General features: G+C 71.4%; 24 protein-coding genes. All 24 read left to right on the forward strand.

Annotated features, from left to right (window positions below; genetic code table 11):
- The first annotated feature begins 168 nt into the window (after window positions 1-168).
- Window positions 169-666, forward strand: a complete 498-nt coding sequence (locus QFW77_RS07145; RefSeq protein WP_280573753.1) for a flagellar basal body-associated FliL family protein — start codon at window positions 169-171, stop codon at window positions 664-666.
- A 7-nt stretch (window positions 667-673) separates the two neighbouring features.
- A complete protein-coding gene (gene fliM / locus QFW77_RS07150) occupies window positions 674-1,684 on the forward strand; it encodes a flagellar motor switch protein FliM (protein WP_280573754.1) in 1,011 nt (336 codons plus the stop codon).
- On the forward strand, window positions 1,681-2,019 hold the full coding sequence (fliN, locus tag QFW77_RS07155) for a flagellar motor switch protein FliN (RefSeq protein WP_280573755.1): 339 nt from the start codon (window positions 1,681-1,683) through the stop codon (window positions 2,017-2,019). The genes fliM and fliN overlap by 4 nt, the downstream gene beginning before the upstream one ends.
- Window positions 2,016-2,426 carry a flagellar biosynthetic protein FliO gene (gene fliO / locus QFW77_RS07160; protein ID WP_425603289.1) on the forward strand — a complete coding sequence of 137 codons (411 nt, stop codon included), beginning with the start codon at window positions 2,016-2,018 and terminating at the stop codon, window positions 2,424-2,426. The genes fliN and fliO overlap by 4 nt, the downstream gene beginning before the upstream one ends.
- A gap of 1 nt (window position 2,427) precedes the next feature.
- On the forward strand, window positions 2,428-3,189 hold the full coding sequence (gene fliP, locus QFW77_RS07165) for a flagellar type III secretion system pore protein FliP (protein WP_280573757.1): 762 nt from the start codon (window positions 2,428-2,430) through the stop codon (window positions 3,187-3,189).
- On the forward strand, window positions 3,189-3,458 hold the full coding sequence (locus QFW77_RS07170) for a flagellar biosynthetic protein FliQ (protein WP_280573758.1): 270 nt from the start codon (window positions 3,189-3,191) through the stop codon (window positions 3,456-3,458). The genes fliP and QFW77_RS07170 overlap by 1 nt, the downstream gene beginning before the upstream one ends.
- A gap of 6 nt (window positions 3,459-3,464) precedes the next feature.
- Window positions 3,465-4,259, forward strand: a complete 795-nt coding sequence (gene fliR, locus QFW77_RS07175; protein ID WP_280573759.1) for a flagellar biosynthetic protein FliR — start codon at window positions 3,465-3,467, stop codon at window positions 4,257-4,259.
- Between the two features lie 258 nt (window positions 4,260-4,517).
- Window positions 4,518-5,651 (forward strand): flagellar biosynthesis protein FlhB, encoded by a 1,134-nt coding sequence (flhB, locus tag QFW77_RS07180; RefSeq protein WP_280573760.1) that lies wholly within the window; start codon window positions 4,518-4,520, stop codon window positions 5,649-5,651.
- 17 nt (window positions 5,652-5,668) lie between these two features.
- Window positions 5,669-7,726 (forward strand): flagellar biosynthesis protein FlhA, encoded by a 2,058-nt coding sequence (flhA, locus tag QFW77_RS07185; RefSeq protein ID WP_280573780.1) that lies wholly within the window; start codon window positions 5,669-5,671, stop codon window positions 7,724-7,726.
- A gap of 166 nt (window positions 7,727-7,892) precedes the next feature.
- Window positions 7,893-9,314, forward strand: coding sequence for a flagellar biosynthesis GTPase FlhF (gene flhF, locus QFW77_RS07190; RefSeq protein ID WP_280573761.1), 1,422 nt, complete (start codon window positions 7,893-7,895; stop codon window positions 9,312-9,314).
- Window positions 9,301-10,158 (forward strand): P-loop NTPase, encoded by an 858-nt coding sequence (locus tag QFW77_RS07195; RefSeq protein ID WP_280573762.1) that lies wholly within the window; start codon window positions 9,301-9,303, stop codon window positions 10,156-10,158. Before flhF ends, QFW77_RS07195 begins: the two co-directional genes overlap by 14 nt.
- Window positions 10,155-10,907 carry an RNA polymerase sigma factor FliA gene (locus QFW77_RS07200; RefSeq protein ID WP_280573763.1) on the forward strand — a complete coding sequence of 251 codons (753 nt, stop codon included), beginning with the start codon at window positions 10,155-10,157 and terminating at the stop codon, window positions 10,905-10,907. The genes QFW77_RS07195 and QFW77_RS07200 overlap by 4 nt, the downstream gene beginning before the upstream one ends.
- Before the next feature lie 36 nt (window positions 10,908-10,943).
- Complete coding sequence (gene cheY / locus QFW77_RS07205) at window positions 10,944-11,336, forward strand: chemotaxis response regulator CheY (protein ID WP_280573765.1); 393 nt, start codon at window positions 10,944-10,946, stop codon at window positions 11,334-11,336.
- On the forward strand, window positions 11,336-11,944 hold the full coding sequence (locus tag QFW77_RS07210) for a protein phosphatase CheZ (protein WP_280573766.1): 609 nt from the start codon (window positions 11,336-11,338) through the stop codon (window positions 11,942-11,944). Before cheY ends, QFW77_RS07210 begins: the two co-directional genes overlap by 1 nt.
- Before the next feature lie 2 nt (window positions 11,945-11,946).
- Window positions 11,947-13,776 carry a chemotaxis protein CheA gene (locus QFW77_RS07215; RefSeq protein WP_280573767.1) on the forward strand — a complete coding sequence of 610 codons (1,830 nt, stop codon included), beginning with the start codon at window positions 11,947-11,949 and terminating at the stop codon, window positions 13,774-13,776.
- A 97-nt stretch (window positions 13,777-13,873) separates the two neighbouring features.
- On the forward strand, window positions 13,874-14,614 hold the full coding sequence (locus QFW77_RS07220; RefSeq protein ID WP_280573769.1) for a flagellar motor protein: 741 nt from the start codon (window positions 13,874-13,876) through the stop codon (window positions 14,612-14,614).
- Between the two features lie 15 nt (window positions 14,615-14,629).
- On the forward strand, window positions 14,630-15,574 hold the full coding sequence (gene motD, locus QFW77_RS07225; protein ID WP_331487885.1) for a flagellar motor protein MotD: 945 nt from the start codon (window positions 14,630-14,632) through the stop codon (window positions 15,572-15,574).
- The gene (locus QFW77_RS07230; protein WP_280573781.1) at window positions 15,574-16,356 is read left to right on the forward strand and encodes a ParA family protein; all 783 of its coding nucleotides are present in this window, start codon (window positions 15,574-15,576) and stop codon (window positions 16,354-16,356) included. Before motD ends, QFW77_RS07230 begins: the two co-directional genes overlap by 1 nt.
- Entirely contained in the window at window positions 16,353-17,006 is a 654-nt protein-coding gene (locus QFW77_RS07235) for a chemotaxis protein CheW (protein WP_425603290.1), read from the forward strand. The genes QFW77_RS07230 and QFW77_RS07235 overlap by 4 nt, the downstream gene beginning before the upstream one ends.
- A 73-nt stretch (window positions 17,007-17,079) precedes the next feature.
- Window positions 17,080-17,391: an STAS domain-containing protein gene (locus tag QFW77_RS07240; RefSeq protein ID WP_280573770.1), complete on the forward strand. Its 312-nt coding sequence runs from the start codon at window positions 17,080-17,082 to the stop codon at window positions 17,389-17,391.
- A complete protein-coding gene (locus QFW77_RS07245) occupies window positions 17,388-17,753 on the forward strand; it encodes a response regulator (RefSeq protein ID WP_280573771.1) in 366 nt (121 codons plus the stop codon). Before QFW77_RS07240 ends, QFW77_RS07245 begins: the two co-directional genes overlap by 4 nt.
- A 37-nt stretch (window positions 17,754-17,790) precedes the next feature.
- Window positions 17,791-19,740, forward strand: coding sequence for a chemotaxis protein CheA (locus QFW77_RS07250; protein ID WP_280573772.1), 1,950 nt, complete (start codon window positions 17,791-17,793; stop codon window positions 19,738-19,740).
- A 76-nt stretch (window positions 19,741-19,816) separates the two neighbouring features.
- Complete coding sequence (locus tag QFW77_RS07255; protein WP_280573773.1) at window positions 19,817-21,010, forward strand: OprO/OprP family phosphate-selective porin; 1,194 nt, start codon at window positions 19,817-19,819, stop codon at window positions 21,008-21,010.
- Window positions 21,011-21,360: 350 nt separating this feature from the next.
- A partial coding sequence (locus QFW77_RS07260; RefSeq protein WP_280573774.1) for a methyl-accepting chemotaxis protein occupies window positions 21,361-23,202 on the forward strand: 1,842 nt, incomplete at its 3' end.

The following is a 23,202-nucleotide window of genomic DNA, read 5'->3' on the forward strand; positions in this document are numbered from 1 at the left end:
GCGACACCGGCATCGCCGCGCTCCACGGCGGCCCCAGCCGCGCCGCGGAGCCGGCCCGCCCCGGAATCCGCCGCGCGATCCCGGCCCGGGCGCGCGCCGCCGGAAACCCGCCGCCGCCGCGGCACGCCGATTGCATCTGTCCGCCAGTCCCCGCAAAGAGATCCCGACGTGGCCGCCGCTGCAGACTCCGCCAAGCCCCAGACCGCCGAACCGAAGAAGAAGGGCGGCCGCAAGCGCCTGATCATCATCGTGGCCGCCGTCGCGGCCGCCGCCATCGCCGCCGGGGCCGCCTGGTTCCTGCTCTCGCGTGGCGCCGAGCCCGATCCGGCCGCCGCGCTGCCGGCGCCGGCCCAGTATTTCCCGCTCGAGCCCGCGTTCGTGGTCAACCTGGCCGGCCCCGCCGGCGGACCGCGCTACCTGCAGGTCGAGGTCCAGCTGATGACCCGCGACCCGGTCGCGTTCGCCGAGCTGAAGCAGCACGCCCCGGCGATCCGCGCCCACCTGCTGATGCTGTTCTCGCAGCAGACCAGCGCGGGCATCGCCGACCGCGCCGGTCGCGAGCGCCTGCAGGCCGCCGCCCTGGCCGAGGTGCGGAAGCTGCTCGAGGCCGAGACCGGCCGCCCCGGCGCCGACGCGCTTCTGTTCACCAGCTTCGTCACCCAATAGGCCTTCCATGAGCAACGACCTGCTCTCCCAGGACGAGATCGACGCGCTGCTCCACGGCGTGGACTCCGGTGTCGTCGACACCGAGCCGGAGCCCGCTCCCGGCGAGGTCGCCTCCTACGACTTCGCCAGCCAGGACCGGATCATCCGCGGCCGCATGCCGACCCTGGAGATGGTCAACGAGCGCTTCGTGCGGCTCTGGCGCATCGGCCTGTTCAACTTGATCCGCCGCTCCGCCGACCTGTCGGTGCGCGGCATCGAGCTGGTCAAGTTCGGCGACTACCTGCACCAGCTCTACGTCCCGACCAACCTCAACCTGATCCGCTTCAAGCCGCTGCGCGGCACCGGGCTGATCGTGTTCGAACCCAAGCTCGTCTTCAGCGTGGTCGACAACTTCTTCGGCGGCGACGGCCGCTACCCCACCCGGATCGAGGGGCGCGAGTTCACCCCCACCGAGATGCGGGTGATCCAGCTGATGCTCAAGCAGACCTTCGCCGACCTGGCCGAGGCCTGGGCGCCGGTGCTGGATGTGCAGTTCGACTACATCAATTCCGAGGTCAACCCGCACTTCGCCAACATCGTCACCCCCCGCGAGTACGTGGTGGTCAGCCGCTTCCACGTGGAGCTCGAGGGCGGCGGCGGCGAGATCCACATCACCCTGCCCTACTCGATGCTCGAGCCGATCCGCGAGCTGCTCGACGCCGGCATCCAGAGCGACCGCATCGACCGCGACGACAGCTGGAACGAGATGCTGCGCGAGCAGCTGCAGAGCGCCGAGGTGACGGTCTCCAGCGTGCTGGCGAAGAAGCGCATCGACCTGCGCCAGCTCACCCGCCTGAAGGTCGGCGACATCCTGCCGATCGACCTGCCGCGCCACGTGCCGGTGTGCGTGGAGAACATCCCGGTCTTCACCGGCGAGTTCGGCACCGCCAACGGCAACAACGTGGTGAAGATCGTCGCCACCCGCCCCCCCGGCACCGAGCCGGCACGCCTTCCGGACATCCAGGAAACCACAGCATGAATCCCAACGACGCCCTGGGCGCCACCCCCGCCCGGTTCGAAGACCTGCAGCCCGACGCCAGCGCCGAGGCCCAGGACCTGAGCCTGGACATGATCCTCGACGTGCCGGTGGCGCTGTCGCTGGAGGTGGGCCGGACCCGCATGCCGATCCGCAACCTGTTGCAGCTCAACCGCGGCTCGGTGATCGAGCTGGAGCGCGGCGCCGGCGAGCCGCTCGACGTCTACGTCAACGGCACCCTGATCGCACACGGCGAGGTGGTGGTGATCAACGACCGCTTCGGCGTGCGCCTGACCGACGTGGTCAGCCCGAGCGAACGGATCCGGAGGCTGCGGTGATCCTTGCCGTTGCCACCGCCGGCGCCGCCGCCGCGCCGGCAGCCGCCCGGGTCGGCGCGCATGCGCCGGCGGGTCCCGGCCTGATCGGCGGGTTCTTCGCCCTGGTGCTGGTGCTGGGCCTGATCCTCGGCCTGGCCTGGCTGCTCAAGCGCATGCCCGGCGGCGGCTTCCGCCAGGCCGAAGGCCTGCGCATCGTCGCCAGCTTGCAGCTGGGCGCCAAGGAGCGCGCGGTGGTGGTGCAGGTCGGAGACGAGCAGCTGCTGCTGGGCGTCGGCCCCGGCACGGTGAGCGCCCTGCACCGGCTGGCGCAACCGCTGCCCGAGGCGCCCGCGCCGCAAATGCCGCAGTTCAAGAAGCTTCCCGAGTTTTCCCAGCTGCTGGCCCAGCGGCTGCGCAAGGGGTCCTGACATGTTCCGCCGCACCCTGCCCGCCCTCGCCGGGCTGATCCTGCTCGCCGTGCCGCTGCTGTCGATGGCGGCGCCCGCCGCGGCGCCGCAGCTGCCGGCGCTGCCCGACATCACCGTGGCCAGCATCGGCGAGCAGCCGGTGAGCCTGCCGCTGCAGACATTGCTGCTGATGACGGCGATCACCCTGATCCCGTCGCTGCTGCTGGTGCTGACCGCGTTCACCCGCATCATCATCGTGCTCGGCCTGCTGCGCCAGGCGCTCGGAACCGGCCAGACGCCTTCCAACCAGGTGCTGGTGGGGCTGGCGCTGTTCCTCACCGCGCTGGTGATGACGCCGGTGTGGGAACAGGCGTGGAGCGCCGGCTTCGGCCCATACCTCAACGGCGAGATCGACTTCCGTGCCGCCTGGACCCTGGGCACCGAACCGCTGCGCGCCTTCATGCTGGCGCAGGTGCGGGAGACCGATCTGATGACCTTCGCGGGCCTGGCCGGCCACGATACCTACGCGGGACCTGCCGACGTGCCGTTCCAGGTGCTGGTGGCCTCGTTCGTGACCAGCGAGCTGAAGACCGCGTTCGAGATCGGCTTCCTGATCTTCATCCCCTTCATCATCATCGACCTGGTGGTCGCCAGCGTGCTGATGTCGATGGGCATGATGATGCTCTCGCCGATGCTGATCTCGGCGCCGTTCAAGATCCTGCTGTTCGTGCTGGTCGACGGCTGGGTGCTGACGGTCGGCACGCTGGCGGCGAGTTTCAACTGATGACTCCGGAACTCGCCCTCACCGAACTCCGCCTTGGACTGCAGGTGGCCTTGTGGGTCGGCGGGCCGCTGCTGATGACGGTGCTGGTGGTCGGCGTGGTGGTCGGCGTGGTTCAGGCCGCCACCCAGCTCAACGAGCCGACCATCGCCTTCGTCGCCAAAGCGGCGGCGCTGACCGCAGCGCTGTTCGCGCTCGGCAGCTTCCTGCTGATCTACCTGGTCGACTACACGATCACGCTGTTTCAGCGGATCCCGCACCTGATCGGCTAGGCCAGGATGGATACCGCCACCGCGATGGCCATCGACGGCCAGCAGGCCTTCGCGATGATCGGCGCACTGCTGTGGACCGGGCTGCGGGTCGGCGCGCTGCTGATGGCGATGCCGCTGATCGGCACCCGCGCGCTTCCCGCGCGGATCCGGGTGCTGGCATCGCTGACCCTGGCCGCGGCACTGGCGCCGATCCTGCCGCCGGTGCCGGCCTGGACCGGTTTCGACGCCGCCACCGTGCTCACCGTTGCCCGCGAGCTGGCGATCGGGGTGGCGATGGGCTTCATGCTGCGGCTGGTGTTCGAGGCCGGCGCGCTGGCCGGCGAGCTGATCTCGCAGGGCACCGGCCTGGCGTTCGCGCAGATGAGCGACCCGCTGCGCGGGGTCAACTCCGGCGTGATCGGGCAATGGTTCTACATGGCCTTCGGGCTGCTGTTCTTCGCCGCCAACGGCCACCTGGCGATGATCGCGCTGCTGGTGCGCAGCTACGAGGCGCTGCCGATCGGTAGCGCCCTGCCCGACGCCCAGGCGATGCTGGAGGTGGCGCCGGCGTTCTTCTCCGCGGTGCTGCGCGGCGCGCTCGGCCTGGCGCTGCCGGTGATGGTGGCGATGCTGGCCTCGAATCTCGCGTTCGGGGTGCTGGCGCGCGCCGCTCCCGCGCTCAACCCGATCCAGCTCGGGCTGCCGGTGGCGGTGCTGCTGGGCATGTTCCTGCTGGCGCTGCTGGCCGGCGAACTGGGCCCGCCGGTGCAGCGGCTGTTCGACCAGGCGTTCGACGCCTCGGCGCGCGTCTACGCGCCCTGAGCCGGGCGCCGGCGCGGGCCGCGGCGGCCCGCCACGGCGCTCGCGCCGGACCGCCTTTGCGCGATGCCCTTGCGGGACGCCTCGGCGCTCGCCGCCGGCTGGGCATCCCCGAGGTGCGCCTGGGGCGCCGTCGCGTGCGTGCGACCCCGGCCCCTTGCCGTGAACCGGCGTCATCGGCGCTAGCGGCATGGCGGACGACGCGGGCCTGGTACGGCGCTTGCATCGAGGTGGCGCCCCCCACCCGCAGGACGCCCGGCCATGGCCGAGAACGAAAACGGCCAGGAAAAGACCGAACAGCCCAGCGAAAAGCGCCTGCGCGAGGCGCGCGAGAAGGGCGACGTCCCGCGCTCGCGCGAGCTGGCCACCGCCGCGGTCTTCGGCGCGGCGGTGCTGGCGCTGCTGGCGAGCGGGGGCATGATGGCGCGTGGCGCGTTGGGGTGGATGCAGGCCGCGCTCACCCCCGACCTGGCGCTGCGCGACGCGCCCATGGAACTGTTCGGGCACACCGGGCTGCTGCTGCTGCGGCTGATGCTGGCGATGGCGCCGCTGATGGCGGTGGCGCTGGTCGCCGGCTTCGCCGCCCCGGTGCTGATGGGTGGTCTGCAGTTCGCCAGCAAGTCGCTGGTCCCGGATTTCAAGCGCCTCGACCCGATGGCCGGGCTGAAGCGCATCTACGGCCCGGAAGGCCTGGCCGAGCTGGTGAAGTCGCTGCTGCGCGTGCTGCTGGTCGGCGGCGCCGCCGTGCTGTGCATGTGGCCCGGCATGCGGCTGCTGCGTTCGATGCTGAACCAGCCGGTCGAGCAGGCGGTGCGCAGCGGCCTGGGCTTCGCCATGAGCATGCTCCTGGCCACCGCCGCGGCGCTGCTGCTGCTGGCGGCGGTCGACGCGCCCTACCAGAAGTGGAACTGGCGGCGGAAGCTGAAGATGACCCGCCAGGAACTGCGCGAGGAGCTGAAGGAGGTCGAGGGCAAGCCCGAGGTCAAGGGCCGGATCCGCCAGCTGCAGCACCAGATGTCGCAGCGGCGGATGATGGAGGACGTCCCCACCGCCGACGTGATCGTGGTCAACCCGACCCACTACGCGGTGGCCCTGAAGTACGACGGCGGCAGCATGCGTGCGCCGCGGATCGTGGCCAAGGGCGTCGACGAGATGGCCATGCGCATCCGCGAGGTGGGCGAGCGCCACCGGATCGCACTGGTCTCGGCGCCGCCGCTGGCACGGTCCTTGTATCGGGAAGGCCAGATCGGCCAGGAGATTCCCGTGAGACTGTACGCCGCCGTCGCCCAGGTGCTGTCCTACGTCTACCAGCTGCGCAGCTGGCGCCCAGGTACCGGCCCGCAGCCGCGGCTGAGCGAGGTCGATGTCGACGAGCACGGCGGAGCCGCGCGATGAGCGCCGCCGCCTCGCCGATGAATGCCCAGCGCGTTCTCACCCTGCTGCGCCAGGGCCTGGGCGCGCCGCTGCTGGTGCTGGCGCTGCTGGCGATGATCGTGGTGCCGTTGGCGACTCCGGTGCTCGATGCGTTGTTCAGCTTCAACATCGCGCTGTCGCTGGTGGTGCTGCTGGCGGTGATCAACGTCAAGCGGCCGCTGGACTTCAGCATCTTCCCGATCGTGCTGTTGGTGACCACGATGCTGCGGCTGGCGCTCAACGTCGCCTCGACGCGGGTGATCCTGCTCAACGGCCACGAGGGCAGCGCCGCGGCCGGCCACGTGATCGAGGCTTTCGGCGAGTTCGTGATCGGCGGCGACTACGCGGTCGGGCTGGTGGTGTTCGCGATCCTCACCATCATCAACTTCGTGGTGGTGACCAAGGGCGCCGGGCGCGTCTCCGAGGTGACCGCGCGCTTCATCCTCGACGCGATGCCCGGCAAGCAGATGGCGATCGACGCCGACCTCAACGCCGGCATGCTCACCCGCGACGAGGCCAAGGCGCGCCGCGAGGAGGTCCGTCAGGAGGCCGACTTCTACGGCGCGATGGACGGCGCGAGCAAGTTCGTGCGGGGCGACGCCATCGCCGGCATCCTGATCCTGTTCATCAACCTGATCGGGGGCGTCGCGATCGGCGTGATGAGCCACGGCATGTCCGCCTCGGATGCGGCCTCCACCTACGTGCTGCTCTCGATCGGCGACGGCCTGGTGGCACAGCTGCCGGCGCTGCTGGTGTCCTCGGCGGTGGCGCTGCTGGTCACGCGCGCCTCCCGCAGCGAGGACATGGGCGGCGCCATGACCGGCCAGGTGTTCGGCCAGTACCGCGCGCTGGCGATCGCGGCAGGCATCCTGTTCGTGGTCGGGGTGGTGCCGGGCATGCCCAACGTCGCTTTCCTGACGCTCGCCGCGATCACCGGCTACGCGGCCTGGAAGATGCGGCGCCGGGCACTCGACGCCGAACAGGCCGCCAACGATCCGGCGCTGCCTGCGCCCGACCAGTCCGGGCCCGCCGAGCTGGGCTGGGACGAACTGCGGCCCGTGGACCCGCTGGGCCTGGAGGTGGGCTACCGGCTGATCCCCCTGGTCGACAAGGCCCAGGGCGGCGAACTGATGGCGCGGATCAAGGCGGTGCGGCGCAAGCTCACCCAGGACATCGGTTTCCTGATCCCGCCGGTCCACATCCGCGACAACCTCGAACTGCCGCCGTCCGGCTACCGCCTGCTGGTGCACGGGGTGCCGGTGGCCACCGCCGAGGTCCATCCCGACCGCCTGCTGGCGCTCGACCCGGGCGGGGCGTTCGGCGCCATCGAGGGCGTGCCCGGCAAGGACCCGGCGTTCGGCCTGGATGCGGTGTGGATCCAGCCGCACCAGCGCAGCCACGCCGAGTCGCTCGGCTACACGGTGGTCGATCCTGCCACCGTGATGGCGACCCATCTCTCGCACCTGGTGCGCGAGCAGGCTCCGGAGCTGCTCGGCCACGAGGAGGTGCAGCAGCTGCTGGCGACCCTGGCCAAGAGCGCGCCGAAGCTGGTCGAAGACCTCACCCCGAAGGCGCTGCCGCTCTCGGTGGTGGTGCGGGTGCTGCAGAACCTGCTGGTCGAGCGCATTCCGCTGCGGCAGCTGCGCCGGATCGTCGAATCGCTGGTGGAGCACGCCGCGCAGGGCCAGGAACCGGCGCAGCTCACCGCTGCGGTGCGCACCGCACTGGGCCGCTTCATCGTCCAGGAGATCGCGGGCATGTCGCCCGAGCTGCCGGTCTTCACCCTGGCGCCGGCGCTGGAACGGGTCTTGCAGGATTCCGCGCAGGGCTCGGGCGCCGCGCTGGAACCTGGCCTGGCGGAACGGCTGCAGCAGAGCCTGGCCGATTGCGCGGGCCGGCAGGAAGCCAGCAACGAACCGGCGGTGGTGCTGGTGCCAGGCACGGTCCGAGCCGCGCTGGCGCGGCTGGTCCGCCACAGCGTGCCCTCGCTCTCGGTGCTGGCCTACACGGAAGTGCCCGAGGACAAGCGGCTGAAGCTGGTCGGGACGATCAGCTGACAGCCGGAGTTGGTGATTCGTGACTGGCGATTCGCAAGAGAAGCAAGACGGAGCGACGAATGAAATTCCAAGAACCGGACGAACAGCGTGCGCGCACGCGGCGACCCTGCCGGGACGCAGCCGCTACGGATCACCACGCACCAATCCCCAATCACGGCCCCAGACCATGAAGATCAAACGCTTCGTCGCCCACGACATGCGCACCGCCCTGCAGATGGTGCGGGCCGAGCACGGCCCGGATGCGGTGATCCTGTCCAACCGCCGCACCGACGACGGGGTCGAGATCGTCGCCGCCAGCAACTACGACGAGGCGCTGGTGCAGCGGGCGCTCGACGCGGCGCGCAGCGAGCCGGCCGCGCCGCCGGCCGCGGCCCCGCAGCGGGCGGTGTTCCCGGTTCCCGAGGCGCCGCCGGCCGACGCCTTCGCCGCGCTGCGCGCCAGGGAAGCGGCGCCGGCCACCGAGCCGGTGGCGCGCCCTGCCCGGCCGCCGGCGCCGCCCCGCGCCGTCGATCCGGCGCCCGAATTCGCCGCCGCGCTCGCCGCCGCGCATGCGCCGGCAGCCGCGGCCGCGGACTTCCCGCAGGTTCCCGCCGCCGCGGAGAGGCCGGCTCGGGCGTCCGCCGAGGCCGCCGCGCCGGCGCCGGCCGTCGCTCCCGCACCCGCGCCGGTAACGGCCGCCAGCGACGAACAGCTGATGGAGATGCGCAACGAGCTGTCGCAGATGCGGCAGATGATCGAGCGCGAGATGGCGCGCCTGACCGACGAACGGCTGCGCGGCTCGCCGGTGCGCGCCCAGGCCATGGAGCTGATGGACGACTACGGCTTCGACGCCGGCATCACCCGCGACGTGGCCTTGCAGATTCCGGCCGATACCGAGGCCCATCGCGGCCGCGGGCTGATGCTCGGGCTGATCTCCAAGCGCCTGCCGATCTGCCCGGTCGATCCGCTGCACGAGGCCGGAGTGATCGCCCTGGTGGGCCCCACCGGCGCCGGCAAGACCACCACCATCGCCAAGCTCGCGGCGCTCTACGCTTCCCAGCACCAGGCCCGCGACGTCGCCCTGGTGACCACCGACACGACCCGCATCGGCGGGCGCGAGCAGCTCTACAGCTACGGCCGCCAGCTCGGCATCGCCGTGCACGAGGCCGACAGCGAGGCCTCGCTGCTGCAGTTGCTCCAGCGCCTGCAGGACTACCGGCTGGTGCTGGTGGACACCGCCGGGCTCAGCCAGCGCGACCGCGCCCTGGCCGGACAGCTCAACTGGCTGCGCGCCGCGCGCCAGGTCCGCACCCTGCTGGTACTGCCGGCCAATTCGCATCACGCCGACCTCGACGAGGTGGTGCGCCGGTTCCAGGGCGCCAGGCCGCAGGGCGTGGTGCTCACCAAGCTCGACGAGACCGGGAGGCTGGGCAGTGCCTTGTCGACCGTGGTCGACCACGAGCTGCCCCTGACCTGGATCACCGACGGGCAGCAGGTGCCCGGGGATCTGCATCGCGCCAACGCCGCCCATCTGGTGCTGCGGCTGGAAGACCTTCGCCGCGCCGCCGACCGGCCCAATACCCCGGAGCTCGACCATGCCGTCGCCTGAGTCCCGCCTGTCCCCCGTGCCCGCCATGCAGCCGATCCGCACCCTCGCGGTGACCGGCGGCAAGGGCGGCGTGGGCAAGACCAATGTCTCGGTCAATCTGGCCGTGGCGCTCGCCGAACTCGGCAAGCGCACCCTGCTGCTCGACGCCGACCTCGGCCTGGCCAATGTCGACGTGCTGCTGGGGCTCTCGCCCCGGTACACCCTGGCCGACCTGGTCGCCGGCCGCTGCACCCTGGAGGAGGTCCTGATCGAAGGCCCGGCGGGGCTGCTGGTGGTGCCCGCCGCCTCCGGGCGCCGGCACATGGCCGAGCTGCACCCGGCCGAGCACGTCGGCCTGGTCAACGTGTTCAGCGACCTCGAGCGCGATCTCGACGTGATGGTGGTCGACACCGCCGCCGGCATCACCGACAGCGTGCTGACCTTCTGCCAGGCGGCGCAGGACGCCGCGATCGTGGTCTGCGACGAGCCGGCTTCGATCACCGATGCCTACGCCCTGATCAAGGTGCTGTCGCGCGAGCGGGGCGTCAACCGGGTCCAGGTGATCGCCAACATGGTGCGCAGCCAGAACGAGGGCCGCGGCCTGTACGACAAGCTGTCGCGGGTCTGCGAGCGCTTCATCGGCGACGTGTCGCTGAACTATCTCGGCGCGGTGCCGCAGTGCGACTGGCTGCGCCTGGCGGTGCAGCGCCAGCAGGCGGTGGTCCGCGCCTACCCCGCAAGTCCGTCCGCGCGCGCGCTGAGCGAAATCGCCCGCCGCGCCGCCCGCTGGCAGGCGCCGGCGGCACCGCGCGGGAACGTCGAATTCTTCGTCGAACGCATGATCAGGCAGGGAGCACCGGCATGAATGTCGCCGCCCGACAGTACAAAGAAGTCCAACGCGCCACCGCCGGCGAGTACGTCGCCAGCCATTCGGAACTGGTGCGGCGCATCGCCCACCATCTCGCGGCTCGGCTGCCGGCCAGCGTCGAGGTCGACGACCTGATCCAGGCGGGCATGATCGGCCTGATCGAGGCCTCGCGCAGCTACGATGCCGACCAGGGCGCCTCGTTCGAGACCTACGCATCGATCCGCATCCGCGGCTCGATGATCGACGAGATCCGCCGCGGCGACTGGGTGCCGCGCTCGGTGCATCGCCGCGCCCGCGAGGCGGCCTCGGCGGTGCGCAGGATCGAACAGGAAACCGGCCGCGCCGCCAGCGCGCAGGAAGTCGCCTCGCGCATGGAGATGCCGCTGCCGGACTACCTGCGGCTGCTTGAGAACGCGGCGCGCGGACAGGTGCTGAGCCTGGACTCGCATATCGACGATCACGGCGAGGTCGAGACCTGCGCCCGCGGCGGACCGACCCCGGAGCAGACCCTGGAACGCAGCGAGTTCGGCCGCGAGCTGGCCGGCGCGATCGGGCAGCTGCCCGAGCGCGAGCAGCTGGTCCTGTCGCTGTACTACGAGCAGGAAATGAACCTCAAGGAGATCGGCGCGGTGCTCGGAGTGAGCGAGTCGCGGGTCTGCCAGATCCACGGCCAGGCGGTGCTGCGGCTGCGCGGGCGCCTCAAGGCGTTCGAGGCCGCCGACGCCGGCCTCGAAGGCGACGACTGACCTCCCCGCCCCTCTTTCAAGTACTGGAGTCCCCAAGTGAACAAGAACATGCGCATCATGATCGTCGACGATTTCTCGACGATGCGCCGGATCATCCGCAACCTGCTCGGCGATCTCGGCTTCACCAATACCGCCGAGGCCGAGGACGGGCACAGCGCGCTGGCGGCGCTGCGCCAGGCACCGTTCGATTTCGTGGTCACCGACTGGAACATGCCGGGCATGACCGGCATCGACCTGCTGCGCGCGATCCGCGCCGACGAATCGCTGCGCAGCCTGCCGGTGCTGATGGTGACCGCCGAGGCCAAGCGAGAGCAGATCATCGAGGCGGCGCAGTGCGGCGTGAACGGCTACATCATCAAGCCGTTCACCGCGCAGACCCTGGAAGAGAAGCTGTCGAAGATCTTCGAACGGCTGGCGGCGACCGCGTGATGGAGACCGTCAACGAACACGCCGCGCTGATCGAGCGGCTCAGGGTGGCGCTGGAGGCGCTGGAGAACGGCGACGAGGCCGCGTGGCGCCGCGAGGTGGACACGCTCGCCAAGGCGCGCGCGCGACCGCTGGTGCGCGGCCTGGGGCGGTTGGCCCGGGAGCTGGACGAGGCGCTCGGCGAGCTGCCGGCGGCCGGTGCCGCCACCGCCGGCGAACTCGACGACGCCTGCGCTCGCCTCGACCACGTGGTGGCGATGACCGAACTGGCCAGCCACCGTACCCTCGATCTCACCGAGGCCTGCCGCGGCCTGGTCGAGCAGCTGCGCCAGACCGGCCTGGCCCCCGCCCAGGAGGCCCTGGTGACCCAGATCCGCGGGCAGCTGGGCGAGATGGCGCTGGCGCAGAGCTACCAGGACCTGACCGGGCAGATCATCCGCCGCGTCGCCTCGATCGTGCGCCGGGTGCACGAAGGTTTCGGTGCGCTCGGCCTGCCGCCCAAGCCGGACGGGGACCCCACCCGCGCCAGCGGCCCGGCGCTGCCCGGCGTGGATCGCCACGGCGTGAGCCAGGACGACGCCGACGAACTCCTCTCGGGCCTGGGGCTGTAGCCATGGGCGCGATCTCCCCGGACATCGCCGCGGACTTCATCGTCGAGGCGCGCGAGCTGCTCGACCGGCTGGGCGAACAGCTCGTTGCGCTCGAGCAGGATCCGGGCGACCGCGAACAGCTCAACGCCGTGTTTCGCGCCTTCCATACCCTGAAGGGCGGCGCCGGCTTCCTCGGCATCGAAGCGGTGGTGGAACTGTGCCACGCCGCCGAGGAAACCCTCGGCGCGGTGCGCAGCGACAAGGCGCGCCTGCAGGAGCGCCACTTCGACGCCGCCCAGCAGTCGATCGACTGGCTGCAGGCGATGCTCGATGCGGTCTCCGCCGGCGAGCCCCCCCAGCACGCGCCCCCGGCGCTGATCGCCCAGTTCGGCCTCGACCAGGCGCCGGCGCCACAACCCGCGTCGGCCGCGGCGGCGCCGGCGAGCGGCGAGGCGATTACCGACGACGAGTTCGAGGCGCTGCTCGACCAGCTGCAGGGGAGCCCCGGCGCCGGCCCGAGGCCCGCGCCGGCGCCGGCCCCCTGCGGGATGATCGACGACGACGAATTCGAGGCGCTGCTCGACCAGCTGCACGGCGGCGCGGCACCCGGCGCCGCCGTCGCTCCCGCCCCTGCCCCTGCCGCCACCCCCGCCCGCGCGCCGGCACCGGCACCGGCGCCAGCCGCGCCGCGCCCGGCGGCCGCCGACGGCGACCAGACGGTGCGCGTGGAAACCCGGCGCCTCGACGCCATCGTCAACCTGATCGGCGAAATGGTGCTGGCCCGCAACCGGCTGAAGATCATCCGCGCCAGGCTGCGCGACGAGGAGCTGGACCGCGCGGTCGGTTCGCTCGACGTGGCCACCGCCAGGCTCCAGACCGCGGTCATGCGCACCCGCATGCAGCCGGTGGGCAAGGTGTTCTCGCGCTTTCCCAAGGTCGCGCGCGACGTCGCCCGGTCGCTGCACAAGGAGGTCGAACTGGAGCTGGTGGGCGCCGAGACCGAACTGGACCGCAATCTGGTCGAGGCGCTGGCCGATCCGCTGGTGCACCTGGTCCGCAACGCCATCGACCACGGCATCGAGCAGCCGGAATTGCGCGAGGCCACCGGCAAGCCGCGTGCGGGCCGGGTGCGGCTGATGGCGCAGCAGGAGGGCGACTACGTCGGCATCGAGGTGCAGGACGACGGCGCCGGCATCGACGCCGAGCGGCTGCGGGTGAAGGCCCGCGAGAAGGGCCTCATCGACGGCGAGGCCGCCGCGCGGCTGAGCGCCGACGAATGCCTGCAGCTGATCTTCCTGCCCGGCTTCTCGACCAAGGCCGAGGTCACCGACATCTCCGGCCGCGGCGTCGGCATGGACGTGGTGCAGTCGCGCATCCGCGAACTCAGCGGCCAGATCCAGATCCATTCCGAGCTCGGTCGCGGCAGCCGCTTCTCGATCCGGGTGCCGCTGACCCTGGCGATCCTGCCCACCCTGCTGGTGCAGACCGGCGAGGTCGCCTACGCGCTGCCGCTGGCGCGGGTGCAGGAGGTGCTGCACGCGCCGGCCGGCTCGGTCAGCTGGTTCGACGGCCGCGCGGTGCTGGACCGCCGCTCGCACGCGCTGTCGCTGGTCGACCTGCGCGGCTGGCTCGGGCTGCCGCCGCTGGACGCGCCGCTGCTGACGGTGGTGGTGCTGCAGATGGGCGACAGCCGCTTCGGGCTGATCGTCGATGCGGTGCAGGGCCGCGAGGAGGTGGTGATCAAGCCGCTGCCGCGTTCGCTGCGCGGGCTCCCCGGCTATGCCGGTGCGACCCTGATCGGCGACGGCCGGATGGCGCTGATCCTCGACGTCGACGGCTTGCGCAGCCGCTAGCGGAACCGCGCGGACAGGCCCCGGCCGGGGCCGTCGCGGCCCGGTCCTCCCCCCTTCACCGACTCAAGACCGGGCCCTTCCGGCCGATACCGCAGCCATGGACATCCTCAGCGTAGTCGGAATCCTGCTGGCCATCGGCGCGCTGCTTGGCGGCAGCGTGCTCAAGGGCGCCGGGCTGTCCTCGCTGTGGTCCGCGGCGGCGTTCGTGATCGTCATCATCGGCACCACCGCGGCGATCTTCATCCACACCCCGCCGCAGGTGTTCAAGCGCGCGCTGCGGATCGTGCGCTGGACCGTGCAGCCGCCGGTGGCCGACCGCGAGGCGCTGGTGGCGCAGCTGCTCGAATGGAGCAACGTGGCGCGGCGGCAGGGCCTGCTGGGGCTGGAGGGCCACGTCGCCGAGCAGAGCGATCCGTTCCTGAAGAAGGGGCTGCAGATGCTGGTCGACGGCCTCGAGCCGGAGGCGATCCGGCACATGCTGGAGATCGAGCTTGAGGGCGAGGAGCACAAGGACCTGGCGGCGGCGAAGGTGTTCGAGGGCATGGGCATCTACGCCCCGACCCTGGGCATCGTCGGCGCGGTGTTCGGGCTGATCGCGGTGATGAAGAACCTGGCCGACCCGAGCAAGCTCGGCCACGGCATCGCGGCCGCCTTCACCGCGACGATCTACGGCATCGCCTCGGCCAATCTGTTCTTCCTGCCGATCGCCGCCAAGCTCAAGAGCGTGATCGGCCGCCGCAGCGGCGAGCGCGAAATGATCATCGAGGGGCTGATCGCGATCGCGCAGGGCGAGAACCCGCGCAACATCGAGGCCAAGCTGGCCGGCTTCCTGCACTGACACCGGACGATTGGGATGGCACGCCGCAAGAAGCACGAGGAGCACGGCAACCACGAGGCATGGGCGATTCCCTATGCCGATCTGATGACGCTGCTGCTGGCGTTCTTCGTGGTGATGTACGCGATCTCGTCGCTCAACGAGGGCAAGTACCGGGTGCTATCCGATTCGCTGGCGATCGCGTTCAGCGGGCAGCCGCGCTCGGTCAGCCCGGTCCAGCCCGGCGACCACCAGGTCATGGAGCCCGACGCCGGCCCGCCGTCGCCGCTACAGGCCGGTCCCGGTGCCACCCGGCCGTCGCCGGTACTGGACTCGCCGCTGCTGCCGTCGCTGGCTTCGCAGATGCGCGTCGACCGGGAGAACCGCGACGCGGACGGCCGCGCGCTGGCCGAGGCGCGTCAGCAGCTCGACGACATCGCCGCGCAGCTGCACGATGCGCTGGCGCCCCTGGTCGACGCCAAGCTGATCACCATCCACCGCGCCGAGCTGTGGCTCGAGGTCGAGATCAACAGCGACATCCTGTTCGCCACCGGTTCGGCCTCGCTCGCCGGGAGCGCCCAGCAGCTGCTGTCCACCCTGGCCCGGTTGCTGCGCGACGTCCCCAATGCGGTACGGGTCGAGGGCTACACCGACGACCGCCCGATCAACACCCTGCAGTTCCCCTCCAACTGGGAGCTGTCGGCCGCCCGCGCCGCCAGCGTGGTGCACCTGTTCGTGCGCGAACGGATCGCCCCGCAGCGGCTGGTCATGGTGGGCTATGGGGAGTACCGGCCACGCGCCGACAACGCCACGGAGGCAGGGCGCAACCGCAACCGCCGGGTGGTGCTGATGGTGCTGGCGGCGCCCGAGGCGACCGGGGACGGCATCGTGCCGGTGCCCGAGGAACCGGCGGTGGCCAGCGCCCATGCCCGGGCACCCACCCGCGCCGAACCCGGCACGGCCACGGACACAGGAGCAGGATGATGCAAGTCTGGGCGATCGCCAACCAGAAAGGCGGCGTGGGCAAGACCACCACCACCCTGGCGCTGGGCCGTGGCCTGGCGCTGCTGGGGCAGCGCGTGCTGCTGGTGGACCTCGACCCCCACGGCTCGCTGACCCGCGCCTTCGGCGTCCCTGCGGAGCCGCAGCCGCCCGGGGTGCTCGAGCTCTTCTCGGCGCCGCCGCTGCCGCTCTCGGAGCTGGCCAGGCCGAGCCCGCTCGAAGGACTGGACTTCGTGTGCGCGCAAACCGCACTGGCCACCCTGGAGCGGCGCAGCGCCAATCAGCCCGGGCTGGGGCTGGCGCTGTCGCAGGCGCTGTCGCGCCACACCGGCGGCCACGACTACGTGCTGCTCGACTGCCCGCCCACCCTGGGCCTGTTGATGGTCAACGCGCTGGCCGCGGCCGACCGCCTGATCGTGCCGACCCAGACCGAGCCGCTGGCGCTGCACGGCCTGGCCGGCATGTGCCGCACCGGGGAAATGATCGAGCGCTCGCGCGGCCGGCTCCTGCCGGTGGCGGTGCTGCCGACCATGTTCGACCGCCGCACCCGCGCCGGCCGCGAGACCCTGCGGCAGATCCAGGACGACTATCGCGACCGCGCCTGGGGCGAGGCGGTCCCGATCGATACCCAGCTGTGCAATGCCGACCTCCTCGCCCAGCAGCCCGGCGCGCCGGCCCATCCGGGTCGCGCGCTCGGCGCCTATGCGCGTGCGCTCGACTGGATCCTGGCCGGCCAGCCGCAGCGCCTGGAGCAGGCCGCATGAACGCCCTGCCCGCCGTCGACGCCTACGTCGACCTGCTGCTCTCCAATCCGGTGCCCGAAGCGGTGCCGACGCCCGCCCCGCAGCCGGTCCCGGCCGCCAGGCCGACGCCGCTGCCTGCGCCGGCACCTGCGCCGCGCCCCGAGCCGGCCTTCGCCCAGGTGGAGCATTCCGGCCGCGATGCCGACACCAACGAGGGCGAGCGCCGGCGCCGTGCCGGCGACCGCACCACGCGCTGGCTGCGGCTGCGCTGCGGCGCCCAGGTCTATGCGCTGGAGCTGCTGAAGATCCGCGAGGTGGTCCTGCCGGCCCCGCTGCTGCCGATGCGCGGCGCCACCGCGGCGATGGCCGGGGTGATGAACCTGCGCGGCCAGGTGGTGCCGGTGATCGACCTGGGGGTGCACCTGGACCAGGTGGCGGTGGAGGACGGCCCTGCCGTGCGCATCGTGGTGCTGGAGGAATCCGGCGAAGTGCTCGGGCTGCGCGTGTCCGCGGTCGAGGACGTCACCCGCCTGGGGGAGCACCAGATCGAGCCGCCCGATCACGTGCGCGTCGGCCGGACCGGCGACGACCGCTTCCGGGGCATCGCCCGCCAGGCCGGCCGGCTGCTGATCCTGCTCGACGCCTCGCGCCTGCTAGGTGCGCAGGTGTGATCCGGCCCGCGCGCCTAAAGAACCCCGCTTGCGGGCCGTTAAACAGGATCGAGCCATCCGTTGTGGAGTTTCGATGAGCGCTGTGCCCCTGGGCGAGGACCTCGGAATCGAGTCCTGCACCGAGCTGAAAGACCGCCTGGCACCCTGCCTGGACGAGCAGCGTACGTTGCTGCTGGACGGCAGCCGGGTGACGCGCGTCCACACCGCCGGCGTGCAGGTCCTGTGCGCGCTGGTGCGCAGCCGCGCCGAGGCCGGGCTGCGCACCGAGCTGGACGGGTGCAGCCAGACGCTGCACGACGCGATCCGCCTCCTCGGCCTGGGCGAACAGTTCGGGCTGGGCCCCAATCAACAACCTGCGAAAGACCCCGTGGAGGACGCCGCATGAGCGCTCGCATTCTGGTAGTGGACGATTCGGCCTCGATGCGGCAGATGGTGTCGTTCGCGCTCACCACGGCCGGCTTCGCCGTGGAGGAGGCCGAGGACGGCAGGGTGGCGCTGGGACGCGCCCAGGGCGGCAGCTTCAACGCGGTGATCACCGACGTGAACATGCCGAACATGGACGGCATCTCGCTGATCCGCGAATTGCGCCAGCTGCCGGCCTACAAGTTCACCCCGCTGCTGATGCTGACCACCGAGTCGGGCGCGGACAAGAAGGCCGACGGCAAGGCCGCCGGCGCCACCGGATGGCTGGTCAAGCCCTTCGACCCCGAGCAGCTGGTCGCCACGGTCCGCAAGGTCGTGAGCTGATCCGCCTGCGCAGCCAATCGACTACCGGATCGCGGCCATGAACATGGATCTGCAACGCTTCCACGCCACCTTCTTCGAGGAGAGCCACGAAGGCCTCGATGCGATGGAGGCGGCCCTGCTGGCGATCGACGCCGGCAACCGCGATGCCGAGCTGGTCAATTCGGTGTTCCGCGCCGCGCACTCGATCAAGGGCGGCGCGGCCACCTTCGGCTTCGAGGGCATGGCGGGCCTGACCCACCTGCTCGAGACCCTGCTCGACGACATCCGCGGCGGGCGCCGCGAGGCGACCCGCGCGGCGCTCGACGCGATCCTCGGATCGGTCGACGTGCTGCGCGCCCTGCTCGCCGAGGCCGAACACGGCCGCCCTGCCGACGCGCAGGACGTGCAGGCCGCGCGCGCGCGCCTGGAAGCGGTGCTCGGCGCCGAGCCCGGCGCGGCCGCGGCAGCGGCCGCGGACGAGCCCGCCAACGCCGGGCCCGAAGGTTGGCGGATCGGGTTCGCGCCGGCGCCTTCGCTGTTCATGAGCGGCAACGATCCGCTGCGGATCCTGCGCGAGCTCGCGCATCTCGGGCCGCTCGAGGTCGCCGCCAGGCTGGACCGGTTGCCCGACTTCGCCCAGCTCGACCCGCTGGAGGCCTGCCTGGCCTGGGACCTGGGCCTGCTGGCCCGGGTGCCGCGCGCGGCCGTGGACGAGGTGTTCTCCTGGGTCGAGGACGAATGCGAGCTGGATATCCAGCCGGTGACGGCGGCACTCCCGCCCGCCGCGGACGGCAGCCCCGCACCGGCTGGAGCCAAGGTGCATTCGATCTCCGAATCCGGGGAGAGCTCGGTACGGGTGAGCGTCGACAAGATCGACGCGCTGATCAACCTGGTCGGCGAGCTGGTGATCACCCAGGCCATGCTCAAGCAGGCCAGTTCCAGCGTCGATCCCGCCCTGGCCGAGCGCCTGTTCACCGGGCTCGAGCAACTCGAGCGCAACACCCGCGACCTCCAGGAAGCGGTCATCGGCGTGCGCATGCTCCCGGTCGATGCCGTGTTCCGCCGCTTCCCGCGGCTGGTCCGCGACCTGTCCGCGCGGCTCGGCAAGCAGGTGCTGCTGCGGACCATCGGCGAAGGCACCGAGCTGGACAAGGGCCTGATCGAGAAGGTCGCCGATCCGCTGGTGCACCTGGTGCGCAACGCGATCGACCACGGCCTCGAGGATCCCGCGACCCGCAGCGCCGGCGGCAAGCCGGAAACCGGCACCATCACCCTCGCCGCCTCGCACCAGGGCGGGCATATCGTGATCGAAGTATCCGACGACGGGCGCGGGCTCAACCGCGAACGGATCCTGGCCAAGGCGCTGGAGCGCGGGCTTCCGGTGCCCGAGAACCCCACCGACGCCCAGGTCTGGGACCTGGTGTTCCAGCCGGGCTTCTCCACCAACGACGAGGTCACCGACCTGTCGGGCCGCGGCGTCGGCATGGACGTGGTCCGGCGCAACATCCAGGGCCTGGGCGGGGAGGTCGAGCTGCACAGCAGGCAGGGCAGCGGCACCCGCGTGGTGATCCGCCTGCCGCTCACCCTGGCGATCCTCGACGGCATGAGCGTGACCGCCGGCGGCGAGGTGCTGATCCTGCCGCTCACCCACGTGCTCGAAGCGCTGCAGCCGGGCCAGGCCGACGTGCGCACCGTGGCCGGCAGCGGCCGCGTGCTCCAGGTCCGCGGAGAGTACCTGCCGCTGGTGTCGCTGGCCGAGGTCTACGGCTACGGCGCCGGTGGCGATGCCGAGCCGCTGGTGGTGGTCGTCGAGGGCGATGGCCAGAAGATCGCGCTGGAGGTCGACGAACTGGTCGGCCAGCAACAGGTCGTGGTCAAGAGCATCGAACACAACTACCGCCGCGTGCACGGCGTCTCCGGCGCCACCATCCTCGGCGATGGCCGGGTCGCGCTGATCGTCGACGTCGGCGGCCTGGTCCGCGCGCAGCGCATGCCGCAGGCGGCCTGACGTCTCCCCCCCCCCCTCCCTTCTGTCGCCGGCGCGCCTTCGGGTGCACGGCCGCTCCTTCAACACAGGACTTGCCATGAAATCCCTGCTTGCCATGGGTATCGCCGCGGCGATGCTGTCCGGGCCCGCACTCGCGGCCGCCGACGCCGGCGCTCCCGGCGCGCGTGTCTGGCCGCCCGCGGCGACCTTCGCCGACGGCACCGAACTGTCCGCGACGGGCAACGTCGCCTACGACTACAACGGCTTCTCCGGCGACGATGACGGCTCCGCCGCCTTCGACGACGCGCATGCCTGGCGCCGGAAGGAGTTCGGCCTGGCCCTGAAACGCAAGGGCGTGTACGAGCTGGGCGCCGGCTTCGATTTCGAGTCCCGGACCTGGATGGACGTGGGGCTCAAGCTCGAGACCAGCGCGTTCGCCGGTCGCGATCTGGGCAAGCTGCGGCTCGGCCAGAGCAAGGTGCCGCTCGGCTTCGAAGGCAATACCGCCACCCGCCATTCCGCGTTCCTGGAGAATTCGCTGGCGACGCAGGCGTTCTACCAGGGCCGCCGGATCGGCCTGGACTGGACCCTGGACCGCCCCCATGCGGTGTTCAACGCAGGCTACTACCGCGGCGACCTGCAGGGCGGCAACGCCGGCCGCACCGCGTCGGTGCGCGGTGCCTGGGTGCCGCTGCGCGAGCCCGGCCGGGTGCTGCACCTGGGCGCCTCGGCGACCCGGGAAACCCCCGATTCGCGCATCGGCGAGGATGGCGCGCGGATGCCCGCGAGCGTGCGCTGGCGCGCGAAGCCGGAAGCCGCGCTGACCTCGGTGCGGCTGGTCGACTCCGGCGCACTGCCGGGCGTCGACGCGATCGACCGCCAGGGCCTTGAACTGCTCTGGATCGCCGGGCCATGGTCGGTGCAGGGCGAGTACCTGCGGCAGTCGACCAGCCTCGAGGGCGCGCTGCCCACCTACTCGACCGACGGCTACTACGTGTTCGCCAGCTGGGTGCTGACGGGAGAATCGCGCGGCTACAGCGGCGGCGGGGCGTCGAACCCGAAGCCGACCGGCCGCCTCGGCGCACTGGAACTGCTGGCGCGCTACAGCCACCTCGATCTCGACGACGGCGACATCGCCGGCGGAAGCCAGCGCAACCGCACCCTCGGCGCCAACTGGTACCTCGGCAAGCACTTCAAGTTCCAGCTCAACTACATCGATGTGAGGGCCGAGCGCGGCACCGCCACCGCCGACCCCGACATCGTCGAGATGCGGACCCAGTTCAGCTTCTGACCACGCCGCGCGCCGCAGGCGCGCGTCTCGCAGCGATCGACCGCCCGCCGCCGCCGTCCTCGGGGCGGCGCGCGCTCGCGTTAGCGGTGGCGAATCGCGCCGCTGCGCCTGGACACGGCGAGCATCGCTTCGCGTGCGCGCTTGACGCGGGCGGCCGAAGCTCGCTCACGGGACAGGGAAGCGCCGACGGCACGGTCGCTGGCGGCGGTCCGACGCTGAACGTTCCGCTACCGTTCGTCGGGCCGACTTAAAGCGCAAGGCCGCGCTGTCGATAACCGTGGCGTACCGGGCATCCGCCTGGCACTCGCGTACCGCGCAAGGGTTCGCGAACAACCGCTCCGGAGAGTCCCATGCGCTGGTTCCAGAACCTTTCCCTCGCCCGCAAGCTCGGCGTCGCATTCACCCTCACCACGCTGATGACCGTAGCCCTCGGCGCTTTCGCGCTGGTGCGGATGCAGGTATCGCAGACACTGCTCGAAGACCTGGAAACCAGCTGGGTGCCGGCGGTGTACCAGCTCGGCGAGCTGCGCGCGCAACTGGGCGAACTGCGCACCTACGAGCTGGCGCAGCTGGCCCGTGCCGACGACCCCGACGCGGTGGCCGACTACTTCAAGCGCATGGACGGCGTACGCGAGGCGATCGCCACTGCCCACGCCGCCTACCTGAAGACCATGACCGCCGGCGAGGAGGAAGCGCTGCACGCCGAGGTCGAGGACCTGCTCGACCAGTACCTGCTCGCCAACAGCGACATGGGCGACGCGCTCCGCGCCGGAGACAGGGCTCTGGCCGAACAGATTTCCGGCGACCGCTCGCGGCCGATTCGCCGTGACCTGTTCGAGGCCATCCTGGTGCTGAAGGACTTCAACGTCTCCCACATGGAAGAGGAAATGGGGCACGCCAATGCGGCGCATGCTTCCACCGTCACCGCGATGCTGGCTGCGCTGGCACTGCTGTCGCTGCTGGCTGGCGCCGCCGGCTGGGTGATCACCCGCATGATCGCGCGCCCGCTGGGCGAGGCGACCCGCGTGGCCAACGCCATCGCCGAAGGCCGGCTCGACAACACGATCGAGGCCGGCGCCCGGGACGAGACCGGGCGCCTGCTCGAGAGCATGCGCAGGATGCAGGCGCAGCTGCAGGCGGTGATGCGCGCGCAGACCGAGATGGCGCTGCGCCACGACGAGGGCCAGATCAGCTACCGGATGGACGAGGCCGCCTTCCCCGGCGACTACGGCCGGATGGTCCACGACACCAACGCGCTGGTCGCCTCGCACATCGGCGTGAAGATGCGGCTGGCGCAGATCATGGGCCGATATGCGGTCGGCGATCTGTCCGAGGACATGGACCGGCTGCCGGGCGAGAAGGCGGTGCTGAGCGAGACCATGGACGCCGTCAAGGCCAACCTGCGGGCGATCAACGGCGAGATCCGCCGCCTGGTGGGGGCGGCCGGCGACGGCGACTTCGCCGTGCGTGGCGACACCGCGCGCTTCGAGTACGACTTCCGCGAGATGGTGGAGGGCCTCAACCGGCTGATGCAGACCACCGACGGCAACCTGGCCGAGGTCTCGGCGGTGCTGCAGGCGATCGCCGAGGGCGACCTGACGGTGCGCATGGACGGCGAGTTCCGCGGCGTGTTCGCGCGGATGCGCGACGATGCCAACGCGACCGTGGCCCAGCTGGCCGACATCGTCGGCCGCATCCACCAGGCTTCCTCGGCGATCAACACCGCCTCCACCGAGATCGCCTCGGGCAACTCCGACCTGTCGCGCCGCACCGAGCAGCAGGCGGCGAACCTGGAGGAGACCGCCGCCTCGATGGAGGAGCTGACCTCCACCGTCAAGCAGAACGCCGAGCACGCCCGCCAGGCCAACCAGCTGGCCAACGGCGCCGCCTCGGTCGCCTCGCAGGGTGGAGAGATCGTCGGCCAGGTGGTCACCACCATGCGCGACATCGAGCAGTCCTCGCGCCGCATCGCCGACATCATCTCGGTGATCGACGGCATCGCGTTCCAGACCAACATCCTGGCGCTGAACGCCGCGGTCGAGGCCGCGCGTGCCGGCGAACAGGGCCGCGGCTTCGCGGTGGTGGCCTCCGAGGTGCGCTCGCTGGCGCAGCGCTCGGCCGGTGCGGCCAAGGAGATCAAGGGCCTGATCGAGGACTCGGTGGGCAAGGTCGGCGACGGCTCGGCGCTGGTC

Source organism: Luteimonas endophytica, assembly GCF_029887875.1.
Taxonomy (GTDB): Bacteria; Pseudomonadota; Gammaproteobacteria; order Xanthomonadales; family Xanthomonadaceae; genus Luteimonas; species Luteimonas endophytica.

Bases quoted from the DNA above. Each gene is read 5' to 3' on its own strand.
- fliM (WP_280573754.1), top strand. From the start codon at position 674: ATGAGCAACGACCTGCTCTCCCAGGACGAGATCGACGCGCTGCTCCAC.
- fliN (WP_280573755.1), top strand. From the start codon at position 1,681: ATGAATCCCAACGACGCCCTGGGCGCCACCCCCGCCCGGTTCGAAGAC.
- fliP (WP_280573757.1), top strand. From the start codon at position 2,428: ATGTTCCGCCGCACCCTGCCCGCCCTCGCCGGGCTGATCCTGCTCGCC.
- QFW77_RS07170 (WP_280573758.1), top strand. From the start codon at position 3,189: ATGACTCCGGAACTCGCCCTCACCGAACTCCGCCTTGGACTGCAGGTG.
- fliR (WP_280573759.1), top strand. From the start codon at position 3,465: ATGGATACCGCCACCGCGATGGCCATCGACGGCCAGCAGGCCTTCGCG.
- flhB (WP_280573760.1), top strand. From the start codon at position 4,518: ATGGCCGAGAACGAAAACGGCCAGGAAAAGACCGAACAGCCCAGCGAA.
- flhA (WP_280573780.1), top strand. From the start codon at position 5,669: ATGAATGCCCAGCGCGTTCTCACCCTGCTGCGCCAGGGCCTGGGCGCG.
- flhF (WP_280573761.1), top strand. From the start codon at position 7,893: ATGAAGATCAAACGCTTCGTCGCCCACGACATGCGCACCGCCCTGCAG.
- QFW77_RS07195 (WP_280573762.1), top strand. From the start codon at position 9,301: ATGCCGTCGCCTGAGTCCCGCCTGTCCCCCGTGCCCGCCATGCAGCCG.
- QFW77_RS07200 (WP_280573763.1), top strand. From the start codon at position 10,155: ATGAATGTCGCCGCCCGACAGTACAAAGAAGTCCAACGCGCCACCGCC.
- QFW77_RS07210 (WP_280573766.1), top strand. From the start codon at position 11,336: ATGGAGACCGTCAACGAACACGCCGCGCTGATCGAGCGGCTCAGGGTG.
- QFW77_RS07215 (WP_280573767.1), top strand. From the start codon at position 11,947: ATGGGCGCGATCTCCCCGGACATCGCCGCGGACTTCATCGTCGAGGCG.
- QFW77_RS07220 (WP_280573769.1), top strand. From the start codon at position 13,874: ATGGACATCCTCAGCGTAGTCGGAATCCTGCTGGCCATCGGCGCGCTG.
- motD (WP_331487885.1), top strand. From the start codon at position 14,630: ATGGCACGCCGCAAGAAGCACGAGGAGCACGGCAACCACGAGGCATGG.
- QFW77_RS07230 (WP_280573781.1), top strand. From the start codon at position 15,574: ATGCAAGTCTGGGCGATCGCCAACCAGAAAGGCGGCGTGGGCAAGACC.
- QFW77_RS07235 (WP_425603290.1), top strand. From the start codon at position 16,353: ATGAACGCCCTGCCCGCCGTCGACGCCTACGTCGACCTGCTGCTCTCC.
- QFW77_RS07240 (WP_280573770.1), top strand. From the start codon at position 17,080: ATGAGCGCTGTGCCCCTGGGCGAGGACCTCGGAATCGAGTCCTGCACC.
- QFW77_RS07245 (WP_280573771.1), top strand. From the start codon at position 17,388: ATGAGCGCTCGCATTCTGGTAGTGGACGATTCGGCCTCGATGCGGCAG.
- QFW77_RS07250 (WP_280573772.1), top strand. From the start codon at position 17,791: ATGAACATGGATCTGCAACGCTTCCACGCCACCTTCTTCGAGGAGAGC.
- QFW77_RS07255 (WP_280573773.1), top strand. From the start codon at position 19,817: ATGAAATCCCTGCTTGCCATGGGTATCGCCGCGGCGATGCTGTCCGGG.